At 69.1% G+C, this 26,359-nt stretch carries 22 protein-coding genes; 11 read left to right on the top strand and 11 right to left on the bottom strand.

Going from position 1 to position 26,359, the window contains the following annotated elements; genetic code table 11:
* Positions 1-72: 72 nt before the first annotated feature.
* The gene (locus ABLE43_RS02210) at positions 73-1,884 is read left to right on the top strand and encodes a glycoside hydrolase family 15 protein (RefSeq protein ID WP_348976844.1); all 1,812 of its coding nucleotides are present in this window, start codon (positions 73-75) and stop codon (positions 1,882-1,884) included.
* Between the two features lie 15 nt (positions 1,885-1,899).
* On the top strand, positions 1,900-2,703 hold the full coding sequence (locus ABLE43_RS02205) for an SDR family NAD(P)-dependent oxidoreductase (RefSeq protein WP_348976843.1): 804 nt from the start codon (positions 1,900-1,902) through the stop codon (positions 2,701-2,703).
* A gap of 105 nt (positions 2,704-2,808) precedes the next feature.
* On the opposite strand, the gene ABLE43_RS02200 is transcribed toward ABLE43_RS02205, so the two are convergent.
* From ABLE43_RS02200 to ABLE43_RS02175, 6 genes are all read right to left on the bottom strand, one after another.
* Positions 2,809-3,447 (bottom strand): carbonic anhydrase, encoded by a 639-nt coding sequence (locus tag ABLE43_RS02200; protein WP_348976842.1) that lies wholly within the window; start codon positions 3,445-3,447, stop codon positions 2,809-2,811.
* Entirely contained in the window at positions 3,444-5,033 is a 1,590-nt protein-coding gene (locus ABLE43_RS02195) for a SulP family inorganic anion transporter (protein WP_348976841.1), read from the bottom strand. The genes ABLE43_RS02200 and ABLE43_RS02195 overlap by 4 nt, the downstream gene beginning before the upstream one ends.
* A 130-nt stretch (positions 5,034-5,163) precedes the next feature.
* On the bottom strand, positions 5,164-5,859 hold the full coding sequence (locus ABLE43_RS02190; RefSeq protein WP_348976840.1) for a carbonic anhydrase: 696 nt from the start codon (positions 5,857-5,859) through the stop codon (positions 5,164-5,166).
* Positions 5,860-5,952: 93 nt separating this feature from the next.
* On the bottom strand, positions 5,953-7,272 hold the full coding sequence (locus tag ABLE43_RS02185) for an ATP-binding protein (protein ID WP_348977132.1): 1,320 nt from the start codon (positions 7,270-7,272) through the stop codon (positions 5,953-5,955).
* Positions 7,272-7,982: a response regulator gene (locus tag ABLE43_RS02180; protein WP_348976839.1), complete on the bottom strand. Its 711-nt coding sequence runs from the start codon at positions 7,980-7,982 to the stop codon at positions 7,272-7,274. The genes ABLE43_RS02185 and ABLE43_RS02180 overlap by 1 nt, the downstream gene beginning before the upstream one ends.
* A gap of 88 nt (positions 7,983-8,070) precedes the next feature.
* The gene (locus tag ABLE43_RS02175) at positions 8,071-9,876 is read right to left on the bottom strand and encodes a M14 family metallopeptidase (RefSeq protein WP_348976838.1); all 1,806 of its coding nucleotides are present in this window, start codon (positions 9,874-9,876) and stop codon (positions 8,071-8,073) included.
* Between the two features lie 308 nt (positions 9,877-10,184).
* Between ABLE43_RS02175 and ABLE43_RS02170 the strand changes: the two genes are divergently transcribed.
* The 4 genes from ABLE43_RS02170 to ABLE43_RS02155 are packed head-to-tail and all read left to right on the top strand — an operon-like array spanning position 10,185 to position 14,738.
* Positions 10,185-11,720, top strand: coding sequence for an MFS transporter (locus ABLE43_RS02170; RefSeq protein WP_348976837.1), 1,536 nt, complete (start codon positions 10,185-10,187; stop codon positions 11,718-11,720).
* The gene (locus ABLE43_RS02165) at positions 11,720-12,859 is read left to right on the top strand and encodes an HlyD family secretion protein (RefSeq protein WP_348976836.1); all 1,140 of its coding nucleotides are present in this window, start codon (positions 11,720-11,722) and stop codon (positions 12,857-12,859) included. Before ABLE43_RS02170 ends, ABLE43_RS02165 begins: the two co-directional genes overlap by 1 nt.
* On the top strand, positions 12,856-14,223 hold the full coding sequence (locus ABLE43_RS02160; protein ID WP_348976835.1) for an efflux transporter outer membrane subunit: 1,368 nt from the start codon (positions 12,856-12,858) through the stop codon (positions 14,221-14,223). The genes ABLE43_RS02165 and ABLE43_RS02160 overlap by 4 nt, the downstream gene beginning before the upstream one ends.
* Positions 14,220-14,738 carry a GNAT family N-acetyltransferase gene (locus tag ABLE43_RS02155; protein WP_348976834.1) on the top strand — a complete coding sequence of 173 codons (519 nt, stop codon included), beginning with the start codon at positions 14,220-14,222 and terminating at the stop codon, positions 14,736-14,738. The genes ABLE43_RS02160 and ABLE43_RS02155 overlap by 4 nt, the downstream gene beginning before the upstream one ends.
* A 70-nt stretch (positions 14,739-14,808) precedes the next feature.
* Here the strand turns inward: ABLE43_RS02155 and ABLE43_RS02150 are convergent, their stop codons facing one another.
* The gene (locus ABLE43_RS02150; RefSeq protein WP_348976833.1) at positions 14,809-15,480 is read right to left on the bottom strand and encodes a TetR/AcrR family transcriptional regulator; all 672 of its coding nucleotides are present in this window, start codon (positions 15,478-15,480) and stop codon (positions 14,809-14,811) included.
* Between the two features lie 106 nt (positions 15,481-15,586).
* Here ABLE43_RS02150 and ABLE43_RS02145 point away from each other — a divergent pair, with 106 nt between their 5' ends.
* The 5 genes from ABLE43_RS02145 to ABLE43_RS02125 all read left to right on the top strand — a co-directional run bounded on the left by ABLE43_RS02145 (position 15,587) and on the right by ABLE43_RS02125 (position 22,186).
* Positions 15,587-16,789, top strand: a complete 1,203-nt coding sequence (locus ABLE43_RS02145; RefSeq protein ID WP_348976832.1) for an efflux RND transporter periplasmic adaptor subunit — start codon at positions 15,587-15,589, stop codon at positions 16,787-16,789.
* Between the two features lie 6 nt (positions 16,790-16,795).
* Entirely contained in the window at positions 16,796-20,014 is a 3,219-nt protein-coding gene (locus ABLE43_RS02140) for an efflux RND transporter permease subunit (RefSeq protein ID WP_348976831.1), read from the top strand.
* Positions 20,015-20,031: 17 nt separating this feature from the next.
* The gene (locus tag ABLE43_RS02135) at positions 20,032-21,498 is read left to right on the top strand and encodes an efflux transporter outer membrane subunit (protein ID WP_348976830.1); all 1,467 of its coding nucleotides are present in this window, start codon (positions 20,032-20,034) and stop codon (positions 21,496-21,498) included.
* 94 nt (positions 21,499-21,592) lie between these two features.
* The gene (locus ABLE43_RS02130) at positions 21,593-21,856 is read left to right on the top strand and encodes a hypothetical protein (RefSeq protein ID WP_348976829.1); all 264 of its coding nucleotides are present in this window, start codon (positions 21,593-21,595) and stop codon (positions 21,854-21,856) included.
* A 165-nt stretch (positions 21,857-22,021) separates the two neighbouring features.
* Complete coding sequence (locus tag ABLE43_RS02125; protein ID WP_348976828.1) at positions 22,022-22,186, top strand: hypothetical protein; 165 nt, start codon at positions 22,022-22,024, stop codon at positions 22,184-22,186.
* Between the two features lie 363 nt (positions 22,187-22,549).
* Here ABLE43_RS02125 and ABLE43_RS02120 read toward each other — a convergent pair whose 3' ends face one another.
* From ABLE43_RS02120 to ABLE43_RS02105, 4 genes are all read right to left on the bottom strand, one after another.
* Positions 22,550-22,918: a hypothetical protein gene (locus ABLE43_RS02120; protein ID WP_348976827.1), complete on the bottom strand. Its 369-nt coding sequence runs from the start codon at positions 22,916-22,918 to the stop codon at positions 22,550-22,552.
* 11 nt (positions 22,919-22,929) lie between these two features.
* Entirely contained in the window at positions 22,930-24,411 is a 1,482-nt protein-coding gene (locus ABLE43_RS02115) for a L,D-transpeptidase family protein (protein ID WP_348976826.1), read from the bottom strand.
* Between the two features lie 117 nt (positions 24,412-24,528).
* Positions 24,529-25,059, bottom strand: coding sequence for a response regulator transcription factor (locus tag ABLE43_RS02110; protein ID WP_348976825.1), 531 nt, complete (start codon positions 25,057-25,059; stop codon positions 24,529-24,531).
* A complete protein-coding gene (locus ABLE43_RS02105) occupies positions 25,056-26,357 on the bottom strand; it encodes an ATP-binding protein (protein WP_348976824.1) in 1,302 nt (433 codons plus the stop codon). Before ABLE43_RS02105 ends, ABLE43_RS02110 begins: the two co-directional genes overlap by 4 nt.
* Positions 26,358-26,359: the final 2 nt, after the last annotated feature.

The following is a 26,359-nucleotide window of genomic DNA, read 5'->3' as shown; positions in this document are numbered from 1 at the left end:
CGCAACGCACGCCGCCGCCGCTGTCTCCCTGCGATTACGGACATTTGCGCGTTATCATGGGTTATCGCGCCCATGCTGTTCCGAACCGACCGTTCCGCCGCCCCCGCTCCCTCGCGCGATGCGGCGGGCTATCTGCCGCTCGCCCGCTACGGCGCACTGGGCGACGGGCGGGCGGTGGTGCTGTCGGGCGCGGACGGATCGATCGACTGGTGGTGCGTGCCCAACATGGATTCGCCGCCGCTGTTCGACCGGCTGCTCGACGGGACGAAGGGCGGCTATTTCGCGATCACGCCGACCGAAGCCTTCACCAGCGAGCAGCGCTACCGCGACAACAGCAACGTGCTGGAGACGATCTTCACCACCGCCACCGGCCGGGCCAAGCTGGTCGAGAGCCTCAACAGCGGCACCGCCGGGCGGCTGCCCTGGGCCGAACTGGCGCGGCGGGTGGAGGGGCTGGACGGGCGTGTCGCCTTTACCGTCACGCTGCGCTTCGGGCGGCGGGCGGATACGGTCAGTCCGTACTGGGCGCGCGCCGGGGGGCATGACGTATTCCACATCGGCGCGGTGCTGGGGCTGTTCCGCCATTGCGACCGGGTGACGATCGACCGGTGCGGGGACGACGGCATCGACGCCCGCCTCGCCGTCACGCCCGGAGAGCGCGCGACGATCGGCATCGTCGCCGGGGCCGACGAGCCGCTGGTAGTGCCGACGATAGAGGCGATCGACGAGCGGATCGAACTGTCCGACAAGGAATGGCGCGACTGGACCGGGCGGCTGACCGTCGCCGATGCGGACCGCGACCTGACGATCCGCAGCGCGCTGGCGTTGAAGCTGCTGCTCTATTCGCCGTCGGGTGCGATCGTCGCGGCGGCGACCAGCTCGCTGCCCGAACGCATCGGCGGCAACAAGAACTGGGACTATCGCTACGCCTGGATTCGCGACGCGGGCTATACGATCAAGGCGTTCCTGCGCATCGGCGCGCTCGGCGAGGCGAAGGCGGGCTTCACCTGGCTGCTCCAGCGACTGGGCGAGGACGTGCCGCGCGTATGCTATACGCTGGGCGGCGATCCGGTGCCCGACGAACGGCACATCGACCTGCCGGGCTATCGCGGATCGCAGCCGGTGGTCGTCGGCAATCTTGCCACCGGCCAGCACCAGCACGGCATCTACGGCGACATCTTCGAGACCGCCGAGCGCTTCGTCGCGTGCGGCAATATCCTCGATGCGAAGAGCGCCGAAACACTGTCGCACCTCGCCGACCGGTGCGCCGACCACTGGCGACAGAAGGACGCGGGCATCTGGGAACTGCCCGAGGCACAGCACTATACCATGTCCAAGATCAGCTGCTGGCAGGCATTGCAGCGCGCGGTCGAACTGGCCGATGCGGGCCAGATCCCGACCACCTGCCGCGATCGCTGGGCGCGCGAGCGCGACCGGATCATGGACTGGATTTCCGAGCATTGCTGGTCGGAGGCGCGCGGCGCCTATCTCTGCTATCCGGGTGCCGACGGGCTGGATGCCTCGCTCGCGCTGGCGGTGCGCTTCCGCTTCGACGGGCAGGACCGGCTGGCGCGCACGCTCGACGCGATCGACCGCGAGCTGGGCGCGGGCGCGTTCCACTATCGCTATTCGGGGATGGAGAAGGAGGAGGGCTGTTTCCTCGCCTGCACCTTCTGGATGGTCGAGGCGCGCGCGATCCTCGGCCAGCACGCCCGCGCCCGTGCCGCCTTCGATGCGGCGATGGCGGGGCTGGCGCACGGCACCGGCGTGCTGCCCGAAATGATCGATCCCACGACCGGCGCGTATCTCGGCAACCTGCCGCAGGGCCTCAGCCACCTCGCACTCATCCAGGCGATCGCCACGCTCGGCGGCGCGGAATTGTAAGACGGAGAACTGACGATGGATTTCGGACTGAAGGGCAAGGTCGCGCTGGTCACCGGCGCGGACAGCGGCATGGGACGCGAAACGGCACGGCTGTTGCTGGCGGAGGGGGCGCGGGTGGCGATCAGCGACCGGGATGCGGACAAGCTCGAGGAGACGCTGGAGGAACTGCGCCGCCATGACGAAGCGGTGGGCTTCGCCGCCGACGTGACCGACGCGGCCGATGTCGACGCGATGGTCGCCAAGGTCCGCGATGCGCTGGGCAATCCCGATATCCTGGTCCATGCCGCGGGCGTGACCGGCGCGACCGGCGATTTCCTCGAAACCGACGACGACGGCTGGTGGTCGACGCTCGATACCAATCTGATGGGCGCAGTGCGCGTGACGCGCGCGGTCATCCCGGCGATGCGGGCGAAGGGCGCGGGTCGGATCGTGCTGATCGCATCCGAGGACGCGGTGCAGCCCTATGTCGACGAACTGCCCTATTGCGCGTCGAAGGCGGGCATCCTCAACCTCGCCAAGGGGCTGTCCAAGGCGTACGGCTGCGACAACGTGCTGGTGAACAGCGTGTCGCCCGCCTTCATCGAGACGCCGATGACCGACGCGATGATGGAAAAGCGCGCCAGGGAACAGGGCACCAGCGTCGACGAGGCGATCGCCAGCTTCCTGAGGGAAGAACGCCCCGGCATGGTGCTGAAGCGTCGCGGCAAGGCGGAGGAGGTCGCCGCGGCGATCCTGTTCCTGTGCTCCGGCCCGGCGAGCTTCGTGAACGGCGCGAACCTGCGCGTGGATTCGGGATCGGTGATGACGATGGCGGGGTAGGGCGACCGACGCACCGTATCCCCGCGCAGGCGGGGATCCAGGGTTCCGCGGGCTACCGATGGTTCCCTTGGCCCTGGACCCCCGCCTGCGCGAAGGTACGGTGGGTCACACCAGCACCGGCTCCGGCTTCGGCACCGCCGTCAGCGGGGTCGCGGCATCGATCTCCATCAGCGGTTTCAGCAGCCCGTCGCGCAGGTCATAGACCCAGCCGTGGAGTTCCAGCGGCTTGCCCGCAGCGAACGCCGTCTGCACGACATCGGTACGCGCCAGCTTCACCAGCTGGTCGCGGACGTTCAGTTCGACCAGCCGGTTGCTCCGCGCCTCGCCCGCGGGCAGCGCGTCCAGTTCGTCGGCATGGTCGCGGATCACGTCGCGCAGGATGTTGAGCCAGTCGTCGATATGCCCGTCGACCTTGCCCGAGAGCACCGCCTCGACGCCGCCGCAGCCGTAATGGCCGCAGATGATGATGTGCCGCACGCCGACGATCTCGAGCGCATATTGCACCACCGACATCAGGTTCTGGTCGTTCGGATCGATCAGATTGGCGATGTTGCGGTGCATCAGCATCTCGCCCGGCTGGGCGTTGGTCAGCTGATCGGGCGCCACGCGGCTGTCGGACGGGCCGATCCACAGGAAATCGGGCTGCTGGCCGACGGTCTGCCGCGCGAAATATTGCGGGTTCTCCTCCAGCTTCTCGGCGGCCCATGCCTTGTTGGCGAGCAGCAGGTGCTTGTATTCCCTCATGCGTAGGCGACCTCCTTGCGCGGCGCCTTGATCTGCGGCGCGGTCTTTTCGCCGATGTCGCCGCGCACCAGCACCTTGATGTTGCGATAGCCCGCATTCTTGATGAAGCTGTTGATGATGTCGATGTTGTCGAGATCGACATAGCTGGTCGCCGACAGGTCGATCACCACCGTGCAGTCGTCGGGCACCTTGTCCAGTTCCCTGGTCAGCTCGACCTTGTGGATGAAGTACAGGTTGCGCTTGGCGCGGATCATGCAACTCGCCCCCGGACCCTCGCCGTCCTGCACGAAGGTGACGGCGGGGCGGAAGTTGCGCGCGATCACGAAGATGAAGCCGATGACCAGCCCGATGACGATGCCCTTGAGCAGATCGGTGAACAGGATCGCCACCACCGTCGCGACGAACGGCACGAACTGGGTATAGCCCTGCTTCCACCGCTTCACGAACAGGTCGGGCTTGGTCAGCTTGTAGCCGGTCTGGATCAGCACCGCCGCCAGCGCCGACAGCGGGATGAGGTTGAGCAGCGCCGGGATCAGCAGCACCGACAGCAGCAGCCACGCGCCGTGCAGGATGGTCGATGCCTTGGACGCGGCGTTCGCGCCGACGTTCGCCGACGACCGCACGATGACCGAGGTGACGGGCAGCCCGCCGATCAGGCCCGACAGGATGTTGCCGCCCCCTTGCGCGAACAGCTCGCGGTTCTTGTCGGTCACGCGGCGCTTGGGATCGAGTTCGTCGACCGCCTTCACCGACAGCAGCGATTCGAGGCTGGCGACGATCGCCAGCGTCACCGCCACGGTCCACACCGTCGCATTGCCGATCTGGCCGAAGTCGGGGAAGCTGAACAGCTTGACGAAGCCGGTCACGCTGTCGGCCACCGGCACGCTGACCAGATGGGTCGGCTTCACCTGGATCGCGGGCGCGAATACCCCGAACAGCGCGTTGATCACGACCGATCCGACCACCACGACCAGCGGGCCGGGCACGAACTTCAGGAAGCCGTCGCTCGGCTTCGCCTTTTCCCACCAGAACAGGAAGACGAGGCTGATGGCGGCGATGATCGCGGCGCCCCACACCACCTGTTCCTTCAGCACATAGACGATGGTGTTGAAGGTGTTGCGCCCGTCGCCCTGCGAAAAGGCGAAGTCGCCGCCCGGATCGCCGTCATAGCCGATCGCGTGCGGCACCTGCTTCAGGATCAGGATCAGCCCGATCGCCGCCAGCATGCCGGTGATGACCGACGAGGGCACGAACTCGCCCAGCACGCCTGATCGCGAGAAGGACAGCAGCACCTGCATCACCCCCGCCAGCATCACCGCCAGCAGGAACGCCTCGAACGAGGGCAGGCGGGTGATCGCGTCGAGCACGATGACGGTCAGGCCCGCCGCCGGGCCGCTGACCGACAGCGGCGACTTGGACAGTGCGCCGACGACGATGCCGCCGACGATCCCGGCGATCAGCCCGGAGAACAGCGGCGCACCCGATGCGAGCGCGACGCCGAGGCACAGCGGCAGCGCGACCAGCGCCACCACGATCGATGCGGGCAGGTCCTGCCGGATATTGGCGAGTAGCGATGGTTGCGACATGGGCGGGGGCCAGCCTTGCGGTTGAACGGGGTGCGCCGGCCATGCTTCGGGGGAAGCATGGCCGGCGCGGAACCCACTAAACCGGCGGGACGGGGGAGGGAAGATTCGCCCCGCCGGATTGCGGGAACGGCTATTCGGCGGCTTCGGCCGTCACGAAATCGGCGGCGAGCCGCTTGGCGGCGGGCAATGCCACCGGCAGCGGCACATCCTGCTTGATCGGCGCGAACCGTCCGGTCCGCCCGTCGAGCGCGAGGATGGTGCCCGCATGGATGTCGACGAACCAGCCGTGGAGCGTCAGGTCGCCCTTGGCGATGCGCGATGCGACCGCCGGATGGGTGCGCAGGTGCGAGATCTGCACCACGACATTCTCGAGGCTGGCGGCGCGCACCGCCGCCTGATCGTCGAGGTCGGGATAGCTGTGCGCGACGACCGAATGGGCGGCATGCGAATGGCGCAGCCATGCCGCGACGCTGGGCAGGCCGTCGAGCGTCTCCGGCTTCATCAGCGCGCCCATCGCGCCGCAGCCCGAATGGCCCGACACGATGATGTCGGTGACGCCGAGCACCGCGACGGCATATTCGACCGTGGAGGTCGTGCCGCCGTTCTGCTGGGTGAAGGGGGGCACGATGTTGCCCGCGTTGCGGATGACGAACACGTCGCCCGGCTTCGCCTGCAGGATGTGTTCGGGCACCACGCGGGAATCGGAGCAGGAGATCATCAGGACCTTCGGGCTCTGACCGTCGGTCGCGAGCTTGGAGTACAGGTCCGCGTCGTTGCCGAACACGTCCTTCTCGAATCCGAACACCCGGCCGATGACGTCGTTCATCCTGCTTCTCCATTATCGTTGGGGCGGCATGCGCCCGATCGGATCAGCGTATAGCGGGGCGATAGTTGCTGCGTTCGGCGGTCCTGTAACAAATCATTGCGCGGCGGCGGGCAGCACGATCGCGGCGCACAGCCCGCCGCCGGTGCGGTTGCGCAGGTCGAGCCTGCCGCCCTCCGTCTCCACCGCACGCGCGACGATCGAGAGGCCGAGGCCGAACCCCACGGTGTCGCGCTTGCGCGCGCTGTCGAGCCGGACGAAGGGTTCGAGCACCAGCGCCAGCGATTCCGCGGGGATGCCGGGGCCGTCGTCCTCCACCCGGATCACGGTGTCGCCTGCCTCGATCGCCACCGTGACGCGCGCGCATCCGCCGTAATGCACCGCATTCTCGACAAGGTTCACGACCGCGCGGCGGAAGTTGGAGCGCCGGACGATGCGTTCGAGATGATCCGGCCCGGCATAGGTCGCGTCATGGCCGTGGTCGGCGGCATCGTCGACGATGCTGGCGCACAGCACCGCGATATCGACCAGCATCGGCTTTTCCGGATCGCCCTCGCCGCCGAGGAAGGCGAGCAGCGACGTGACCATCGCCTCCATTTCGGCAAGGTCGTTCTGCACCGTGTCGCGCACCTGTGCGTCGCGGATCGCATCGGTGCGCAGCCGGAGGCGGGCGAGCGGGGTGCGCAGGTCGTGGCCGACCGCCGCCAGCGCGCGGGTGCGATCCTCGATCAGCCGGTGGATGCGCGCCTGCAACCCGTTGAACGCGGCGACGAGGCGGCGGACCTCGCCCGGCCCCGTCTCCTCGACCGGCGGCAGCGCGGACAGTCCGCCGGGGCCGAAGCGATCGACCGCATCGGCCAGTTGCCGCATCGGCCTGAGCGTCCGGCGGATCAGCAGCCCGCCGACCACCATCAGCGCGATCGCCGGGATCAGCGCCAGCAGGATGCGCCCGATCGCCAGATCGAACGCGCGCAGCGGCTCCAGCGTGCGGAAATACAACCAGCTCCCGTCGCCGAGCGTCAGGGCACCGGTCACCACCGATCGTCCCCCCGGCGACGCCAGCGTCAGGTGCAGCCCGGTGTCGGCCAGCGTCGGCTCCCACGCCAGCACCTGCTGCTCCATCTCGCGCAGCTCGGCCCCCTTGGCGGGCAGCGCGGGCGGGGTGGGGCGCCATTGCACCGCATAGCGATCGGTGGTCAGCTCCGCCGCCATGCCCGCCCGTTCGGCGAGCGGACGTTCCTCGACGATCCGCCGCGCGATCACCAGATGCTCTGCCAGCCGCCGCGCCTCGTCGTCGCGGACCGAGAACTGGCTGGCGCGCTCGTACAGCAGCACCGATACGCCGAACTCGATCACGATCGTCAGCAGCAGGATCGCGACGATCCGCCCGATCAGCCCGAGCGGCGGGCGGCGGATCACCGGCGCTCGACCGGCACGTTCAGCATATAGCCGACGCCGCGCACCGTCACGATCGGCGGGGTGCCGCCCGCCGTCGACAGCTTGCGGCGCAACCGGCTGATGAGCACGTCGATGCTGCGGTCGGACGAGTCGCCGAGGCGCGTGCGCGACAGCTCGATCAGCCGTTCGCGCGCGATCACCCGCTGCGCATGGTCGAGCAGCACGACCAGCAGGTCGAACTCCGCGCCGGTCAGGTCGACCGACGCGCCGGTGGGGGAGGTCAGCTCACGCCGCGGCAGGTTCGCGGTCCAGCCCTCGAAGCTGTAGATGCCTTCCTCGCGCTGCGTCGCCTGCGCATTCAGTTCACCCCGGCGCAGCACCGCGCGCACGCGGGCGATCAGTTCGCGCGTGCCGAACGGCTTGGGCAGGTAATCGTCCGCGCCCAGTTCCAGCCCGATGACACGGTCGACCTCGCTCCCCTTGGCGGAGACGAAGATGATCGGCACCGCGCTGTTCTGGCGAATCTGGCGGCACAGGTCGATGCCGCTGGTGCCCGGCAGCATGATGTCGAGCAGGATCAGGTCGACCGGCCCCTGTTCCAGCGCCAGCCACATCTCGGGCGCCGCCGAACAGGTGCGGACGAAATAGCCGTTTTCCTGAAGCGCCCGCGCGGTGAGGGTGCGCAGCGCGGGATCGTCCTCGACGACGATGATGGACGGGGCGGTCATGCAGGCGGTCTCTTCGTGCGGGTTTCGGAAACAGGCGATCCCCTTCCTTCCAGGGAGGGGAGCATGTGGGACATGTCGCCGCCTTTCGTCAATTCACCTCCCGCCCGACCGGATAGAGCAGGTAGCGCTGGTCGTAATAGGGCGTGCGGGCATAGAACCATTGCAGCCGCGCGGCGGGGTCGGCGGCGAACGTCGGGTCGCCGGCCAGCTTCGCCTCGAACGCGGCCTTGAGCGCGGGATCGCCCGCCAGCATCCGGTCGGCCAGCGGGGCGATGGCATAGCCCTCGATATATTCGGTGCGCTGGAGCATGCCCGGCGCCATGTTCCATGCCAGCACCCCGTCCTCGCTCTCGGGTTCGAGCAGATAGGCGGCGAGCAGCCCCAGCGGCTGGTCGGCGGGCACGCGGACCGATCCGGGCGGCATCGTCTCGCGGCGGCGTTCGTGGACGACCGTCGCGTCGAGCGGGACGTGCCCCTCGCTCGCCGCGCCCAGTTCGGGACTGGTCGCCCGCGCCATGTCGAGGTCGACGGTGCGGGCCTCTCCGATCGGTTCGACCGTCACGCCGTGCAGCTTCAGCAGATCGATGACATGCGGCAGCGTGGGCGGCACCCACCATGCGCGGGGCAGGGCGACGACCTTGTCGGGCAGGCTGCCGTACACCGGCATCCGGAACGTCACCGGCTTCGGCAGCCAGCGCAGTTCCGCCCGGCCCGATGCGGGCGAGACATAGCTGTCATGCGCGAGGCCGAGGAAATCGACGGTGTAGAGCGGGGTCGGGTTCGGCTTCCATGTCGCGGTCAGCGTGGTCGGGCGCGCCGCACGATCCGCGGCGATCGCACCGCGCAGCGCATCGCCGCGTTCGCCCGCGATCCGAAGCGCCTCCTCGACGAACACATAGGTGCCGAGCACCCGCTGGCGATAGGGTTTGAGCGAATGCGTCTCGACCAGCACGGTCGGGATATGCGCGACATCGCCATAGCCGGTCGAGAAGCGCGGGGTGTCCACGTCCTGCGACATGCCCTTTTCGGGTTCGCGATTGTCGATGGTGCTGACGTAATAGCCCGGCGTATGCCCTGCCTTCGTCAGCGCGCGGTCCATCGCCGGGCGCAGGTCGGTGTCGAGGAACCGTCCGATCGCCGCCGAACGCGCATAGTATCCGCGCCAGCCGGAAAAGGCATAGGTCACGTCATAGCGGTGGTCGATCCCGTCGGTGACGTGCAGGTCGAGGTACAGCACCGGATCGAGCCGCCGGATCAGGCCGATCATCGCCTGCGTCTCGGGCGCGTCGGCTTTCAGATAATCGCGATTGAGGTTCAGGTTCTGCGCGGTGGTGCGCCAGCCCATGTCGCGCGGCCCCCGCTGGTTCGGGCGGTTGTACGGGCCGGAGCGTTCGTGGCCGTCGACGTTGTAGATCGGCACGAACACCAGATCGACCTTGTCGAGCAGCCGGTCCTTGCCGCGCAGCGCGATGTCGCGCAGCAGCATCAGCCCGGCGTCCTTGCCCTCGATCTCGCCCGCGTGGATGCCCGCCTGCACCAGCACGACCGGCTTGGCCGGACCGTCGCCCTTGTGCGCACGCACGAAATACAGGTCGCGGCCCTCGGGGCTCTTGCCGAACGTCTCGACCGACAGCAGCGGCGATGCGGCGACCAGCCGGTCGATCCACGCGCGCGTCGCGGCATAATCGGGGGTGGTGGCGAAGTTCGCCGCCTCGGCGGGGGTGATCCACGGGTCGGCGGGCTTCGCGACCAGCCGTTCGCTGGCCCCGTGCCATGGCCGCACCGGGGGCAGCGGCGCTTCGGGCGGGGTCTGGGCGGTCGCGGTGGTGGCGAAGAGGGCGGCGGCGAGGATCGGTGAGCGCATGCGGGGGATGGTAGCGGATGGCGTGGGCATTGCCAGCATCCTCGAATGATCCACCCGCATCGCCCTGCCTTCGGAATTCCCGCCCGAGCGGGAGTGACGCACAGTAGCTGCGCCCCGCCTGCGACGGTGACGCGCGCCACCAAAGCCGTTGCCGCCCCGGAACGAAATCCTTTGTAACAAGTTATTGCCGGGCACTATTCCCACATGGAGCCACGGCGATCGCCACGGCCTATCAGTTCAAGCCGCACGAACGGCCGTTCCTGCCCGGATCGCCCGCGACGCCCGATCATCCGTTCGGGCGGCGTGTCGGCTATTTCGCGATCGGCATCCTGCTGGGCGTGACCGGCGGGTTCAGCAACGCGCTGCTGCTCGCCAACCTGCCGCAGATTCAGGGGTCGCTGGGACTGACCCCGGTCGAGGGCGGGTGGCTGACCGCGATCTCGTCGATGACCAGCGTGTGCATGTCGATGCTGCTCATCAAGTTCCGCCAGCAGTTCGGGATGCAGCGCTTCACCCGCATCTTCCTCGCCGCCTTCCTCGTGCTCAACGTCCTGCAACTCGTCGTGCACAGCTTCGGGGTGCAGTTGCTGGTGCGCGGCGCGGCGGGCATCGTCGCCAGCGCGCTGACGACGCTGTGCTTCCTCTACATCATGCAGTCGCTGTCCCCGGCCAGGCGGCTGTCGGGGATGATCATCGGTTTCGCCGCGTCGCAGATCGCACTGCCGCTGGCGCGCATGCTGTCGCCGCTGCTGCTGGCCGACGGGCGGATCGAGGCGCTGTTCTGGTTCGAGCTGGGCCTGACGCTGATGTGCCTCGGCAGCGTCGCGCTGCTCCGCCTGCCGCCCTCGGAGCGTACCCCGGCGTTCGAGCGGATCGATTTCCTCACCTTCGCGCTGTTCGCGCCGGGCGTGGCGCTGTTGTGCGCGGTGCTGGTGCAGGGGCGCATCCAGTGGTGGTCGACGCCGTGGCTGGGATACGCCACCGCCGCCGCGATCCCCCTGATCGGCGCGGCGCTGCTGATCGAGCACAACCGCGCCAACCCGCTGCTCAACACCCGCTGGATGCTCGGGCGCAACATCATCCGCTTCGCCGTGGTCGCCGCCTCGCTGCGCGTCCTGTTGTCCGAACAGACCTATGGCACGGTGGGCCTGCTGACCGTCGTCGGCGTGGGCAACGACCAGCTGGTGACGTTGAGCCTCGTCATGGTGCTCGCCTCGATCGCCGGGCTGGCGGTCAGCCTGCTCACGCTGAACATGGCCGATCTCTACAAGCCGGTGGTCATCGCGGTCGCGCTGATCGGGATCGGTGCGTGGCTGGATTCGGATTCGACCAACCTGACCCGCCCGTCCAGCCTGTACGTCAGCCAGGGGATCATCGCCTTCGCCGCGCTGTACTTCCTGGGGCCGATGCTGATGATCGGCATCTTCCGGGCGCTGGCGCGCGGGCCGAGCCATATCGTCAGCTTCTCGGCGGTGTTCGGCATCACCCAGACGCTGGGCGGTCTGGCGGGCACCGCGCTGCTCGGCAGCTTCCAGATCGTGCGCGAGAAATATCATTCGTTCGAGCTGGTCCAGTCCCTGACCGCCACCGACCCGCTGGTGGTGCAGCGCATCCAGCAACTGGGCGGTGCCTATGCCCGCGTACAGGGCGATCCGGTGCTGCGGCAGGGCACCGGCACCAGCCTGCTCGCGAGCCAGGTCACGCGGGAGGCCAATATCCTCGCGTTCAACGACGTGTTCCTCGCCGTGGCGATCGTCGCCGCGCTCGTCGTCTTGTGGCTGGGGGCGCTGTGGCTGCGTTTCCGGCTGCGGGGCGAAAACCCCCTCGCGGCCGATCTCGCCGCGGTCCAACGCATGCGACAAGCGCAAAACTGATGACCGAGACTCCCCCCGAAGCCCAACGCCTCGCCGATCCGGTCGAGGTTCCCGCCGAACCGGCGCGCGCACGCGGCTGGGCGCCGCCGCGCGGCGGGCTGAAGTCCACCCTCGGCTTCGTCGCGCTGCTGCTCGGCGGCGTGGCGCTGGCGCTCTATGCATGGGGGCTGTGGCCGTTCGGCAGCGCGATCCAGGCGACCGACAACGCCTATGTCCGCGGCCAGACGACGGTGATCGCGCCGCAGGTCAACGGCTATGTCACGCAGGTGCTGGTCCGCGATTTCGAGACGGTGCGGGCGGGACAGATTCTCGCCCGGATCGACGACCGCATCTATCGCCAGCGCGTCGATCAGGCGCAGGCGCAGCTGGCGGCGCAACAGGCCAATCTCGCCAATTCCCGCCAGAGCGAACGTTCGAGCGAGGCGAGTCTGGGCGGACAGGCGGCGGCGGTCGAGAATGCCCGCGCGCAACTGGTGCGGGCGCAGGCGGACATGGCGCGGGTGAACGATCTGGTGCGGGAAGGATCGGTATCGCTGCGTGAACGCGACCAGACGCTCGCCGGCCTGCGTGCGGCACAGGCGGCGGTGGCACAGGCGCAGGCGCAGCGCAGCGTCGCGCAGGAACAGGTCCGCACCGTCGAGGTCGGTCGCGGCGGGTTGCAGGCGGCGGTCGAGAACGCCCGCGCCGCCGTACGCCTCGCGCAGATCGATCTCGCCAACACCGTCATCCGCGCGCCGCAGGACGGGCGGCTGGGCGAGGTCGGCGTGCGGCTCGGCCAGTATGTCACGGCGGGAACCCAGCTGATGTTCCTCGTGCCGCCGACCGTGTGGGTCACGGCCAATTTCAAGGAGGCGCAGACCGCACGCATGGCGCCGGGACAGGCGGCGACGATCCGCGTCGATGCGCTCGACCGCGCCGAACTGCACGGCCGGGTCGAGCGGATCGCACCCGCCGCCGCCAACGAGTTCGCCGTGATCCGCCCCGACAATGCCACCGGCAATTTCGTGAAGGTGGCGCAGCGGATTCCGGTGCGCATCGCGATCGACCGGAACGACCCGCTGTTCGCCCGGCTGCGCCCCGGCATGTCGGTCGAGGCGCGGGTCGATACCCGCGGGCGGCGTTCGCCCGCCGACCGATGAGGCGGCTCGCGATCCTTGCGGTGCTGCTGGCGGCGGGAGCCTGCACCCCGCCCGATCGCCCGCGCCCCGCCGCCGCATCGGTCACGCCGCCCGGCGGCTGGCGCACCGCACTGCCCGGCACCGCTCCGGTCGACGCCCGCTGGTGGCAGGGGTTCGGCGACCCCGAACTGTCGCGGCTGGTCGAGGCGGCGCTCGCCAACAACCCCGATATCGCCATCGCCGCCGCGCGGGTGGCGGAGGCGCGCGCGCAGGAAGGGCTGGCGCGCGCCGCGCGCTTCCCCACGCTCGACGCCGGGGTGGGCATCACCGAACAGCGCGCGCTGAACGCGCTGGGCCGGGCCAGTACCGGCACCTCGGCCCAGCCGGTGTTCCAGTCGTCCTACGAGGTCGACCTGTTCGGCCGCATCGGGAACCAGATCGAGGCGGCGCGGCTGTCGGGCGTCGCCGCGCTCGCCGCCGCGGATGCCGCGCGCCTGTCGGTCGCGGCGGCGACGGCCAGCGGCTATGTCACGTTGCTGGGGCTCGACGCGCGGATCGCGACGGTGCGCGCCACCATCGCCTCGCGCGGGGAGGCGCTGCGCATCGCCCGCTCGCGCGCGGAGGCGGGCTATACCTCGCGGCTCGAACTGCGGCAGGCGGAGGCGGAATATGCGGGCGTCACCCAGACGCTGCCGCAACTGGAACTGCTCGCCCGGCGACAGGAGGATGCGCTGGCGCTGCTTACCGGTACGCCGCCGCGCGCCATCGCGCGCGGGACGACGCTCGCGACGCTGCGGTCCCCGCCGATCCCCGCCGGGCTGCCGTCCGCGCTGCTGCGCCGCCGCCCCGACATCGCGCAGGCCGAGGCGACGCTGGCGGCGAGCGACGCGACGCTGGCGGCGGCACGGGCGCAGTTCCTGCCCAGCCTGCGCCTGACCGGATCGACCGGCGAGGTGCTGTCCAGCGCGCTGCCCAATCCGGTCGGCATCTGGTCGATCGGGGCCAGCATCCTCGCGCCGCTGTTCCGCGGCGGACAGTTGCGCGCCGGGCTGGACACCGCCGCCGCCCGCCGCGATCAGGCCGCCTTCGCCTATCAGCGCGCCGCGCTCACCGCGTTCCGCGAGGTCGAGGATGCGCTGGCGGCGGTCGACCGGCTGGGCGCGCAGGCACGTGCGCTGGAGACGCAGCGCACGGCGCTGGCCGAGGCGCTGCGCCATGCGACCAACCGCTATCGCGCCGGATACAGCCCCTATCTCGAACAGCTCGATGCGCAGCGCGCGCTGTTCAGCGCCGAACTGTCGCTGGAACAGGTGCGGGCGGACCGGCTGGCGGCGCTGGTCGCGCTGTATCAGGCGCTGGGCGGCGGCTGGAGCGCGCAGCCGTGATCCGCCGCGCGATCCCTGCGGACATCCCGGCGCTGCACGCGCTGGTCGAGGCGGCGTTTCGCGGCGACAGCGCGCGGGCAGGCTGGACGCACGAGGCGGACCTGCTGGGCGGGCAGCGCACCGATCCCGACATGCTGGCGGCGATGCTCGCCGATCCGCGGTGCGCGCTGCTGCTGGCGGAGGAGGGCGGGGTCTTCCTCGGCTGCGTCGCCGTCACGCGGGTCGCGGCGCGCCGTTCGGCGCTGGGCATGCTGGCGGTCCGGCCCGATCGGCAGGCGGGCGGCCTCGGACGGGCGCTGGTCGCGGCGGCGGAGGACCATGCGTGGGACGAGGGCGCAGGAGCGATGGAGATGACCGTCATCGGCCAGCGCGGCGATCTGATCGCATGGTATGAACGCCGCGGCTATCGCCGGACCGGCGAGCGGCGCGCCTTTCCGCTCGACGACGCCCGCTTCGGCCTGCCTTACACGCGCACGCTCTATTTCGAGGTGCTGGAGCGATCGCTTGGTGAATAGCACGGGGCCCGCCCGACGGTGGGTCGGACGGGCCCCGGCATCGATACGCAAGGGAGTGCGTACCCCTGTTCTAATCGCATACGGCGGGACTGCAATCCTTCTTTTGGAGGATCGGGTATGGTCCGGTTCGGATCAACCGCTCCACCGCCTCGTCGATGAATTCCAGCAGCCGACGACGGGTCGCATCCTCGTCGAAATCGGCGTCGGCGATGCGGCGATGCATCAATCCGGCACCGATCGTGAGGATCAGGTCGGCCAGCCGCGCCCGCTCCGCCGCCTGTTCGGGTTCGGGGGCCAGCGCAAGGATCGCCCGGCCCAGCGCGGCACGGACCCGCCGGTTGATCGCATGGGCGATGCCCGCGATGCGATCGTTGCGCGCCGCCTCGGCGATGATCTCCGGCACCAGCGCGCGCGAGTCGGTCGCCCCCTCGCAGCGGGAGAAGACGCGCAGCCAGTGGCGGATCGCGCACGGATCCTGCGCGGCGATCGCGCGGTCGAGATCCGCCTCGTTCAGGAAGGTCGCAAGGTCGCTCTCGACGATCTCGGCGACGATCGCTTCCTTGTCGGCGAAGTCGCGGTAGATCTGGCCGACGCGGATGCCCGACTCGGCGGCAAGCTGGGCCACGCCGGTGCTGTGGAACCCCTGTTCCGCGAACAGCCGCCGCGCCACGCCGACCAGTTTTTGGCGCCGGGCCGCTGCCTTGGTGGCACGACACGCATCACCGCACTGCAACAAATTCACGTCAGATTCACCTGCAACCTCTTGCCACATCCGTCGGGACGGCGTACCCGCCGCCCATGTGTGAGTGATCGATCACTCACTGTTAGCACATCCGTCGAGGACGTTCATGAAAAAAAGCACGGCCCCACTGGCACTGGCGATCATCCTTTCGGCCTGTGGCGGCGGGGGAGGGGGCGCGGAGCAGCAGCAGCAGGCGCCGCAGGGGCCGCCGCAGGTGGGCTTCATCACCGTGCGGCAGGAACCGGTGACGCTGACCACGCAGCTGCCGGGCCGCACCGCCGCGTTCGAGACGTCGGAAGTCCGGCCGCAGGTCAACGGGCTGATCCTCGCCCGGCTGTTCCAGGAGGGCGATTACGTCCGCCGCGGGCAGCCGCTCTATCGCATCGATCCCGCGCCCTATCAGGCGGCGGTCGCCAGCGCGCGGGCGGCGTTGTCCCGCGCGGAGGCGGCGATCGCGTCCACCCGCAACCTCGCGCGGCGCTATGGCGAACTGGTCAAGATCAACGCGATCTCGCGCCAGGAATATGAGAATGCGGTGACGACCGCCCGCCAGGCGGAGGCGGACATCGCCGCCCAGCGCGCCGCGCTGCGCCAGGCGCAGATCGACCTGTCGCGCACGACGATCACCGCGCCGATCTCGGGCCGGATCGGGCGGTCGGTATCGACCACCGGCGCGCTGGTGTCGGCGGCGCAGACCAATGCGCTGACCACGATCCAGCGGCTCGATCCCGTCTATGTCGATATCCAGCAGTCGAGCGCGGACCTGCTCAAGCTGCGGCAGCAGATCATGGGCGGCGACCTGTCGCGCGGGGCGGGTGCCTCGCGCGTCCGGCTGAAGCTGGAGGACGGCAGCACCTACCCGATCGAGGGCACGCTGCGCTTCACCGACGTGACCGTCGATCCGGCCACGGGGACGCAGGCGATCCGCGCCGTGTTCAGCAACCCGCGCGGGCTGCTGCTGCCGGGCATGTACGTTCGCGCCGAACTGGTCGAGGGGACCGAGAGCGACGGCATCCTCGTGCCGCAGCGGGCAGTGACGCGCGATCCCAAGGGCAATGCGACCGTGATGGTGATCGGACAGGACGGCAAGCTCGCGCCGAGGCCGCTGACCACCAGCCGCACCGTCGGCGACGCATGGCTCGTCACCGGCGGCCTCAAGACCGGCGACAAGGTCGTGATCGAAGGCGCGATGAACCTCCAGCCCGGCACCCCGGTCAAGGGCTATCCATGGAACCCGCAGACCGGGGCCCAGGCACCGCAGGGTGCCGCCCCCGCAGGTGGCGGCGCTCCTCAGGCACAGGCGAAGTAAGGCCCCATGTCCCGTTATTTCATCGATCGACCCATCTTCGCATGGGTCATCGCGGTCGGGCTGATGCTGTTCGGCATCCTCGCCATCCGCTCGCTGCCCATCGCCCAGTTCCCGGAGATCGCGCCGCCCGCGGTCACGATCAACGCGACCTATCCCGGCGCCGACGCGACGACGCTGGAGAACACCACCACCCAGATCATCGAGCAGCAGCTCAAGGGCATCGACAACCTGCGCTATTTCTCGGCGTCGTCGTCCTCGGCGGGCAGCGTGACGATCACGCTGACGTTTGAACAGGGCACCGATCCGGACATCGCGCAGGTGCAGGTGCAGAACAAGCTGCAGGCCGCGACCCCCCTGTTGCCGCAGGAAGTGCAGCAGCAGGGCATCCGCGTCGCCAAGTCGTCGGCCAGCTTCCTGCTCATCATCGGCCTCGTGTCCGAAGACGGCAAGCAGTCGGCATCCGACCTGTCCGACCTGATCGCGTCGCGCGTGCAGGACCCGCTCAGCCGCGTCACCGGCGTCGGCGATACGCAGGTGTTCGGCGCGCAATATGCGATGCGCATCTGGGTCGATCCGCTCAAGCTCAACAGCTACGCGCTGACGATGACCGACGTGACGCAGGCGGTGCAGGCGCAGAATGCGCAGGTCTCCGCCGGTCAGCTGGGGTCGCAGCCGGCGCCCAAGGAGCAGATGCTGAACGCGACCGTATCGGTCCAGTCGCGGCTTCAGACGCCCGAGCAATTCGCCGCGATCCGGCTGAAGACCAATGCCGACGGCGCGGTCGTGCGCCTGTCGGACGTGGCGCGGGTGGAACTGGGCGCGGAGAATTACGGGTTCGACACCCGCTGGAACGGCAAGCCCGCATCGGGCTTCGCGATCCGCGCCGCGCCGGGGGCCAATGCGCTGACGACCGTCGATCTCGTCAAGGAACGCATGGCCGAAATCGCCAAGGGGTTCCCGGCGGGCGTCAAGGTCATCTACCCGCTCGATTCGACGCCGTTCGTGCGGCTGTCGATCAAACAGGTGATCCACACGCTGGTCGAAGCGGTGGTCCTCGTCTTCCTCGTGATGTTCCTGTTCCTCCAGAACTGGCGCGCCACGCTGATCCCGACGATCGCGGTGCCGGTGGTGCTGCTCGGCACGTTCGGCGTGATGGCGCTGGCGGGGTTCACCATCAACACGCTGACGCTGTTCGGCATGGTGCTGGCGATCGGCCTGCTGGTCGACGACGCGATCGTCGTGGTCGAGAACGTCGAACGCCTGATCCAGACCGAGGGGCTTTCCCCGAAGGAAGCCGCGCGCAAGTCGATGGACGAGATCACCGGCGCGCTGGTGGGCATCGGCCTCGTCCTGTCGGCGGTGTTCCTGCCGATGGCGTTCTTCGGCGGATCGACCGGCGTGATCTATCGCCAGTTCTCGATCACGATCGTCTCGGCGATGGTGCTTTCGGTGCTGGTCGCGCTGATCCTGACGCCCGCGCTGTGCGCCACGATCCTGAAGCCGCACGATCCGGACAGGCATCACAAGCCCGGCCGCAACCCGGTCGTCCGGTTCTTCAACCGCTTCTTCGACTGGTTCAACGACACCTTCGACAGGGGCACGCGCAAGTATGAGCGCGGCGTCGGGCGTACCGCGCGCGGCTGGAAATGGTCGATGCTGATCTACCTCGGCATCGTCGCGGTCATGGTGCTGCTGTTCGTCCGGCTCCCCTCGGGCTTCCTGCCCGACGAGGATCAGGGGTCGGTGATCGTGCTGGCGCAGGGGCCGTCGGGCGCCACCACCGCGCGTACCGACAAGGCGCTGGCGGTCGTGCGCGATCACTTCCTCAGGAACGAGGCGGCGAACGTCGAGGGCGTGTTCACCATCAACGGCTTCTCCTTCGCCGGACAGGGCCAGAACGCGGGCCTCGCCTTCGTGCGGCTCAAGGACTGGTCGGTGCGCGAAGGGCCGGAGAACAAGGCGCAGGCGATCGCCGGGCGCGCCATGGGTCCGTTCATGGGCTACAAGGACGCGCTGATGTTCGCGGTGGTCCCGCCTGCGGTGCAGGAACTGGGCAATGCCACCGGCTTCGACCTGCAACTCGTCGATACCGGCGGGATCGGCCACGAACGGCTGGTCGCGGCACGCAACATGATGCTGGGCATGGCGATGCAGAACAAGGCGGTGGCGCAGGTGCGTCCGCTCAGCCTCGACGATGCGCCGCAGCTGCGCGTCGACGTCGATCAGGACAAGGCGCGCGCGCTGGGGCTGGACCTGGGGCAGGTCAACAGCACCATCGCGACCGCGTGGGGCGGGGCCTATGTCAACGACTTCATCGACCGCGGTCGGGTGAAGCGGGTGTATGTCCAGGCCGACGAACCCTATCGCCAGCGCCCCGAGGATCTCGCCTCCTTCTTCGTGCGCGGCGACAACGGGCAGATGGCACCCTATACCGCCTTCTCGACGCTCAACTGGACGCAGGCCCCGGTGCAGCTCACCCGCTACAACGGCCAGCCCGCGATGCAGCTGCAAGGTGCGCCCGCGCCCGGCACCAGCACGGGGGCAGCGATGGCGGCGATGGAGGAAATCCACGCCAAGCTGCCGCCGGGCACCTCGCTCGAATGGACCGGCCTCAGCTATGAGGAACGGCTGTCGGGCGGGCAGGCCCCGGCGCTCTATGCGCTGTCGCTGCTGATCGTGTTCCTGTGCCTCGCGGCGCTGTACGAAAGCTGGTCGGTGCCGATCTCGGTGATGCTGGTCGTGCCGCTCGGCATCGTCGGTGCGCTGGCGGCGGCGATGCTGACGGGCCTCAACAACGACATCTATCTGCAGGTCGGCCTGATCACCACGATCGGCGTGTCGGCGAAGAACGCGATCCTGATCGTCGAATTCGCCGAGGAGCAGATGGGCGAGGGCAAGAGTCCGCTGGAAGCGGCGATCGAGGCGGCGAAACTCCGCCTCCGCCCGATCCTGATGACGTCGCTGGCGTTCATCTTCGGCGTGCTGCCGCTGGCATTGTCCACCGGTGCGGGCGCGGGCGGGCAGAACGCGATCGGCCGCGCGGTCGTCGGCGGCATGCTGTCGGCCACGGTGCTCGCGATCTTCTTCGTGCCGATGTTCTTCGTCGTCGTCCTCCGGCTGTTCGGCCATGGCGGCAAGAACGCGCACTCGGCCAATCGCGACATCGAGCCGGACGGCGGCAACCAATCCTCCGACGGCGGCGAACCCGCCCGGCAGGGGGCATGACCATGGGACTTCCCGCAATGAAGCTGCGTATCGTGGCGATGCTGTGCGCGACGAGCGTGCTGACCGCCTGCAACCTCGCACCCAGGAACGTGCGGCCCGACGGGGCCATTCCGCTGACGCTGCCGCAGGGCGGTGCCTATCCCCCGCTCGGCCCCGAGCAGGCGGACGTGACGCAGATCGGCTGGCGGCAGTTCTTCATCGATCCCCGGTTGCAGGGGGTGATCGCGACCGCGCTGGAGAACAACCGCGACCTGCGCGTCACGGCGGCGAACGTGCTGCAGGCGCGCGCGCAATATCGCGTCACCCGTGCCGACCGGGTGCCCGGCACCGGCGTCAACGGCGGCGTCACCTATACCAACAACCCGTTCGGCGCGCTGGGCGGCGCAGGCGGCGCGGGTGCAGGCGCAGGTGCGGGCGGTGGGGGTGCGGGTGGCGTGCCCGCGCAATCGTCCGGCAACCTCGAAATCTATCAGGCGTCGGTCGGCTTTTCGGCGTTCGAGCTGGACCTGTTCGGGCGGGTGCGCAACCTGAGCCAGGCCGCGCTCCAGCAATATTTCGCGACCGAGGAGGCACAGCGCGCCGCCCGCATCGCGCTGATCGGCGAGATCGCGACCGCATGGCTGACGATGGCGTCGGACCAGGAACTGCTGCAACTCTCGCGCGAGACGCTTGCGAGCTTCGGGCGCTCGCTGGAGCTGACGCGGGCGCAGTTCCGCGTCGGCGTCATCTCCGAACTGGAGGTGCAGCAGGCGGAAACCAACTATCAGCAGGCGCGCAGCGACATCGCCACGCTGACCGCGCAGATCGCGCAGGACCAGAATGCGATCAACCTGCTTGCCGGAACGACCATCCCCGCCGAACAGCTGCCCGCCGGGCTGGGTACGCAGGATCTGACGCTGGCCGATCTGCCCGCAGGCGTGTCGTCGCAGGTGCTGCTGCGCCGTCCCGACGTGCTTCAGGCCGAACGGCAGCTCTATGCCGCCAATGCCAATATCGGCGCGGCGCGCGCGGCGCTGTTCCCCACCATCTCGCTCACCGCGACGCTGGGGACGATCAGCACTGCCCTTGGCGGACTGTTCGGGACGGGCAGCGAGAATTTCTCGATCTCGCCCACCGCCGCGCTGCCGCTGTTCGACGGCGGGCGGCGGCGTGCGAACGTCGAGGTCGCGCGCGCGCAGCAGCTGGCGGCGGTCGCGACCTATGAGGATACGCTCCAGACCGCGTTCCGCGAGGTCGCCGATGCGCTGGCGACGCGCGGGACGATCGGCGAGCGGCTGTCGGCGCAGAATGCCCGCGCCACGGCCGCTATCACGGCCGCGCGCCTGTCCGACGCGCGCTACCGGGCCGGAATCGATTCGTTCCTGACCACGCTGGACGCGCAGCGCACCAGCTATGCCGCGCGGCAGACGCTGGTGCAGACCCGCCTCGCGCGGGCGACCAACCTCGTCACCCTGTACCGTACGCTCGGCGGCGGACTGAACTGACGCGCGGTGCCGGGCGGGACAGCCCCGCCCGGCACGCCCCTTGCGTCCGGCTGCGATCGGCATATCCTCCCGCTATAACGATAGGAGAGGACCGATGGCCGTTATCGAACCCCGCGATCCCGTGGGCGAACAGAGCATGGTGATCCTGCAAAGCCTGCTCTGCCTGCTGCGCGAGAAGAACCTGCTGTCCCGCGCCGATATCGAGGAACTCGCCGCCAAGGTCGCGCGCCGCGCCGCCGACCGCGATCACGATCCGCTGCCGTGCCAAAGCGACGCGGTGGTCGCGGCGGCATCGGAGATGGACCGGCTGGGCGCCTATATCGGCGGACGCTATGGCGGCAAGCACCGGCGACTCTGACGCGCCTGCGCCGGTCGGTGTCATCCCCGCGTCAGAATTATCGGCGAGAGGCATCCGCAGCGGCGATCGGGCGTTGATACGGCATCCGGTTGAACCGGGTGTGTATCAGACAAGGGCGGCAAACGCCCGCGAGAGGTTGACGTGTCTTTGATTGGTCCGGACGAAATGTCCTACTTCGTGCGCCGCGCCGAACAGCAACTGGAACTGGCCCAGCGTGCCGAGCATGAACAGGTCGTCCATGCCCATTACGAACTCGCGAACCTCTATCTCGATATCGCCTATGCCGATGAAGCGCCGCCGGTGAGCGCGGTCGTGCCCGAGGCGGCGTAACGGGCGCCGGAGCCGCAGGACATCCGGTCGGATCGACATTCCGTTCGCTTGGAGCGTGATGATGTCAGTTGGCTCCGTTCGTGCTGAGTAAGGGCCGAGCCTGTCGAAGCCTCGTATCGAAGCACGAACGGGTCCGCGTGACGTCATCACGCTACAGCGCCGTAGCATGGGCGAAGGGGGCTATTGCCACGACGCCGCAGATCGTTTGCGCGACGACAGCCCGCGTGATCGATTCCCCTGACCGTTCGTGTCGAGCGCAGTCGAGACACCCCGCGCACCGTTCGCGGCACCTCCCTCGACTGCGCTAGGGACGAACGCAGGTCGGGCGATTCGACGCCCCCCGTCAACCGATCGCCGTCGCTCCTACTGCCCCTGCTGGTTCGACATCGCATCGTCGACCGGCGCGGTATCGTCCTGCGGCGGCTGGTCGCGGGTGGTGCGTGAGGTCATGCCGGTGGCGGAGGCGTCGTCCAGCACCTGCTGGTCCGGCGCGACCGGCGGCGGGGGCGGCAGTTCCTCGGCAGGTGCGACCGCGGCGGTGTTCTCGACGATCACCGGCGCGGATTCGTAGCTCGCCTCGGCATTGGGTTCGGCGGGCGGCGGGGCCTCCTCGTCGAACGCGTTGTTCTCGATCGGCGCGTCGGGCACGTTCTCGTTGGAACATGCCGCCAGCCCGGTGCCCAGCAGCAACGCGCCGCCCGCCAGCATCCACCCACGCCATCCCTGCTGCATTCCGGTCCCTTTCATCGCGCGGCCACCTGCATCTTTTCCGAGCGCGCGGCGATCTTGTTCGCCAGCACGCCGTCCCATTTATACGGGTCTTCGCGGAAGCTCATCGTACCGTTCGGCGTGGCGAAGGCGGTCCAGTACAGCAGATACACCTTTACCGGATTGGCGACCTGCGCCCGCACGGTCTTGCCCGATGCCAGCGTCGCGTCGATCTGCGTGTCGCTCCATTCGGGCGTGGTGCGCAACAGCATCCGCGCCAGATCCTCGGGCTTTTCGAGGCGCACGCAACCGTGGCTGGCCAGCCGGTCGAACTTGTCGAACCCCGACTGCACCGGCGTGTCGTGGAGATACACCGCGAACGGATTGTCGAAATCGAACTTGAACCGGCCGAGCGCGCTACGCTCCGACGCCTGTTGCAGCCGCTTGCCGCCGCCGCCGGTATCGATCACGCGAAAGCCGTTGCGCTTCAGATAGCCGGGGTTCGCCCGCTCCTTCGGCCACAGCTCCTTCTCGGCGATCGAGGAGGGCACGTTCCACGGCGGATTGAGCACGATCGAATGGATCGTCGAGGTCAGCATCGGCGTCTCGTCGCCCGGACGGCCCGTCACCGCCTTCATCGACGTGACCGGCTGGTCGCCGTCGAACACCGTCAGCACGGCGGCGGCGATATTGACCTGAATGCGGTCCTTCTCGAGCTGGGTCGGCAGCCAGCGCCACCGTTCCATATTCGCCTTGATCTGCTTGATCCGTTCCGACACCGGCACGTTGAGCGAGGCGACGGTCTGCGCGCCGACCTGCCCCTGCGGGTTCAGGCCGTAGCGGCGTTGGGAGCGGCGCACCGCATCCAGCAGCGACTGGTCGAATACGTCGCCGGTCGCCGAAACCTCCGGGTCTTCGGCCGCCAGCCGCTTGCGCAGCGCCGCGACCTGCGGCCCGCGTCCGCCGAGCTTCAGTTCGGACCCGGCCCCGATCGTGCCCCAGCCGCCCGCCGCCTGGATCTTGCGATAGCGCGCCAGCCCCGCGACCAGCGTGTCATATCCGGCATAGGGCGGCGGCAGCGATGCGACCCACGACGCCAGCCGGTTCTGCGCCACCGCGGCGCGGAACGACGGCAGCGGATCGAAGGGTTGCGGGCGCATCGCCCAGTCCTTCTGGAAATCGGCGGTGTCGAGCCGCCCCGAACGCACCGCGCGCGCATGGTCGAGCGCCGCCTGCACCAGCGCCGGGCCGCTCAGCGCCGCCAGTTGCGGCTCGCGGTCCTTCAGCCCCTGCGCCACTTCGTCGCGCGCGATCAGCCGGGCGAGTTCGCTCTCCTGCGCCGGGGTCAGCACCGGCATCGACTGGGCGACGCCCGTCGTCTGCGGCAGTGTCGGCACGACCGGCGGGGGCAGCACCTGCGCGCCGGCGGTACCGGCAACCCCGAGCGCCGCGCCGCCCAGCATCAGGCGGCGGAGCGGGGCGGCAAGGCGGTGGCGGTGATCGAAAATCGCTTTCATCCTTCAACACTCTTCGCGTGCGGTGGAGTCTATACCCGACCGAACCTGCCGCACGATGAACCGTTCCCCTTATGCGCTTCCTAGCACAGGGCAGGGGGGTATTCGCACCCCCTGCGTTCAGGAAAGATGCCGTTTGTCCAGCTTTCTCGCGAGCGTGCGGCGATGCATCCCCAGCCGTCGCGCCGCTTCCGAAATGTTGAATCCGGTATCGGCCAGCGTCTGGTGGATATGTTCCCACTCCAGCGTCTTGATCGAGGTGGGAGCAGCGGTCAGGTCGACTTGCGGGTTGCCCTCCACCTTGGCGAAGGCGGCCTCGATCTCGTCGGTGTTGGCGGGTTTGGTGAGGTAGTTGGTCGCCCCCAGCTTGATCGCCTCCACCGCAGTCGCGATGCTGGCGAAACCGGTCAGCACCACGATCCGCATCATGGGGTCGATCGCCGACAGCGCCGACACGCACGCCAGCCCCGACGCACCGCCGAGCCTGAGATCGACCACCGCGAAACCGGGGCGGAAGTCGCGCGCCAGTTCGTCGAGCCGGTCGGGACCGCCGATCGCCTCCACCTGATAGCCGCGCCGCTCGAACGAGCGGGCGAGGGTGCGGGCGAAGGTGGCGTCGTCCTCGACGATCAGCAGGCGGGGGGTGGTCATCGCGTCTTCTCCAAGGCCAGCGATTCGATCGGCAGGACCAGCGTCGTCTCCGCGCCGCCGCCGTCGCGGTTCATCGCCTCGATCGTGCCGCCCAGCGGGCGCAGCACGTTGGTGGCGAGATAGAGGCCGAGGCCCGCGCCCTGCCGGTCCTTGCTGGTATTGTACGGCTTGCCCAGCCGCGACAGCACCGGCGCGGAAAAGCCGTTGCCGTCGTCGCGCACGGTCAGGCGCAGCATCGCCCCGTCGCGCAGCGCCAGCAGCGCGATCTCGCGCCCGCCCGCCTCGACCGCATTGTCGAGCAGGTTGGTCAGCGCCTGCGCCAGCGCACGGTCGGCGACGATCGGGATGTCGGGGCCGAGCCGGTCCTCGAACCGCGCGCGCGTCGGATCGCTGCCGCACCAGCGATCGAGCGTATCGGTCAGGAAGGTGCGCAGCGTCGTGCGGGTCGGCGCCTCGCCGGTCACTTCGCCCGCCGCGAACAGGATGCCCGACACGATGTCCTTGCACCGCGCGACCTCGGCGCGCATGTCCTCGACCTCGGCGGCGAGGCGCGGGGAGCGGCGGATCGCCGGTTCGGTCTTCCAGTCGCCCAGCAGTACCGAGATCGAGGCGAGCGGCGTGCCCAGTTCATGCGCGGCCCCGCTGGCGAGCAGGCCCATGCGCACGATATGCTCCTCCTCCACCGCGCGATTGTGGAGTTGCGCGACCTTGGCATCGCGGTTGCGCAGGTTCGCGGCGATGCGCGTGACGAAGGCGACCAGCAGCACTGCCGCCAGCACGAAATTCACCCAGTTGGCGATCAGATACGGCGCCGACAGGCTGCTGGCATAGCCCGGCGGCAATGCCAGCGGACGGTAGAACGCACCCAGCAGCGCGAACGCCCCCCCGGTGATCGCGACCAGCGCCCAGCTCCACCAGAATTCCAGCAGGATCGCGCCGATAACCACCTGCAGCAGGAACAGCGACACGAACGGGTTGCGCGCCCCCCCGGCCAGATAGAGTTGCGCGCTGAGCGCCGCGACATCGAGCACCAGTGCGGCGAACAGCGGCAGGTTGGTATCGCTCCAGCGCGACCGGCGGGCGAGGGTGACGAGGTTGAGCAGCACCAGCGCGGCCAGCACGCTTGCCATCGGCACCAGCGGCAGGCGGATGCCGAGCAGTCCGTCGACGACGAGGATCGTCGCCAGTTGCCCGCCCACCGCCAGCCAGCGCAACTGCACCAGCAGCAGCATGTTGCGCCCGACCCCTTCGGCCGGGGCGGACGGGCGCGGTAGCGCGGCGGGGGCGGCAGGCTGCATCA

This window comes from Sphingomonas silueang, from assembly GCF_040049155.1.
In the GTDB taxonomy this organism is placed as follows: domain Bacteria; phylum Pseudomonadota; class Alphaproteobacteria; order Sphingomonadales; family Sphingomonadaceae; genus Sphingomonas; species Sphingomonas silueang.
The sequence above is the reverse complement of the archived record's forward strand: the minus strand, read 5'-3'. Positions and strand labels throughout refer to the sequence as shown.

Bases quoted from the DNA above. Each gene is read 5' to 3' on its own strand.
- ABLE43_RS02210 (WP_348976844.1), top strand. From the start codon at position 73: ATGCTGTTCCGAACCGACCGTTCCGCCGCCCCCGCTCCCTCGCGCGAT.
- ABLE43_RS02205 (WP_348976843.1), top strand. From the start codon at position 1,900: ATGGATTTCGGACTGAAGGGCAAGGTCGCGCTGGTCACCGGCGCGGAC.
- ABLE43_RS02200 (WP_348976842.1), bottom strand. From the start codon at position 3,447: ATGAGGGAATACAAGCACCTGCTGCTCGCCAACAAGGCATGGGCCGCC.
- ABLE43_RS02195 (WP_348976841.1), bottom strand. From the start codon at position 5,033: ATGTCGCAACCATCGCTACTCGCCAATATCCGGCAGGACCTGCCCGCA.
- ABLE43_RS02190 (WP_348976840.1), bottom strand. From the start codon at position 5,859: ATGAACGACGTCATCGGCCGGGTGTTCGGATTCGAGAAGGACGTGTTC.
- ABLE43_RS02180 (WP_348976839.1), bottom strand. From the start codon at position 7,982: ATGACCGCCCCGTCCATCATCGTCGTCGAGGACGATCCCGCGCTGCGC.
- ABLE43_RS02175 (WP_348976838.1), bottom strand. From the start codon at position 9,876: ATGCCCACGCCATCCGCTACCATCCCCCGCATGCGCTCACCGATCCTC.
- ABLE43_RS02165 (WP_348976836.1), top strand. From the start codon at position 11,720: ATGACCGAGACTCCCCCCGAAGCCCAACGCCTCGCCGATCCGGTCGAG.
- ABLE43_RS02160 (WP_348976835.1), top strand. From the start codon at position 12,856: ATGAGGCGGCTCGCGATCCTTGCGGTGCTGCTGGCGGCGGGAGCCTGC.
- ABLE43_RS02145 (WP_348976832.1), top strand. From the start codon at position 15,587: ATGAAAAAAAGCACGGCCCCACTGGCACTGGCGATCATCCTTTCGGCC.
- ABLE43_RS02140 (WP_348976831.1), top strand. From the start codon at position 16,796: ATGTCCCGTTATTTCATCGATCGACCCATCTTCGCATGGGTCATCGCG.
- ABLE43_RS02135 (WP_348976830.1), top strand. From the start codon at position 20,032: ATGAAGCTGCGTATCGTGGCGATGCTGTGCGCGACGAGCGTGCTGACC.
- ABLE43_RS02130 (WP_348976829.1), top strand. From the start codon at position 21,593: ATGGCCGTTATCGAACCCCGCGATCCCGTGGGCGAACAGAGCATGGTG.
- ABLE43_RS02125 (WP_348976828.1), top strand. From the start codon at position 22,022: ATGTCCTACTTCGTGCGCCGCGCCGAACAGCAACTGGAACTGGCCCAG.
- ABLE43_RS02120 (WP_348976827.1), bottom strand. From the start codon at position 22,918: ATGCAGCAGGGATGGCGTGGGTGGATGCTGGCGGGCGGCGCGTTGCTG.
- ABLE43_RS02115 (WP_348976826.1), bottom strand. From the start codon at position 24,411: ATGAAAGCGATTTTCGATCACCGCCACCGCCTTGCCGCCCCGCTCCGC.
- ABLE43_RS02110 (WP_348976825.1), bottom strand. From the start codon at position 25,059: ATGACCACCCCCCGCCTGCTGATCGTCGAGGACGACGCCACCTTCGCC.
- ABLE43_RS02105 (WP_348976824.1), bottom strand. From the start codon at position 26,357: ATGCAGCCTGCCGCCCCCGCCGCGCTACCGCGCCCGTCCGCCCCGGCC.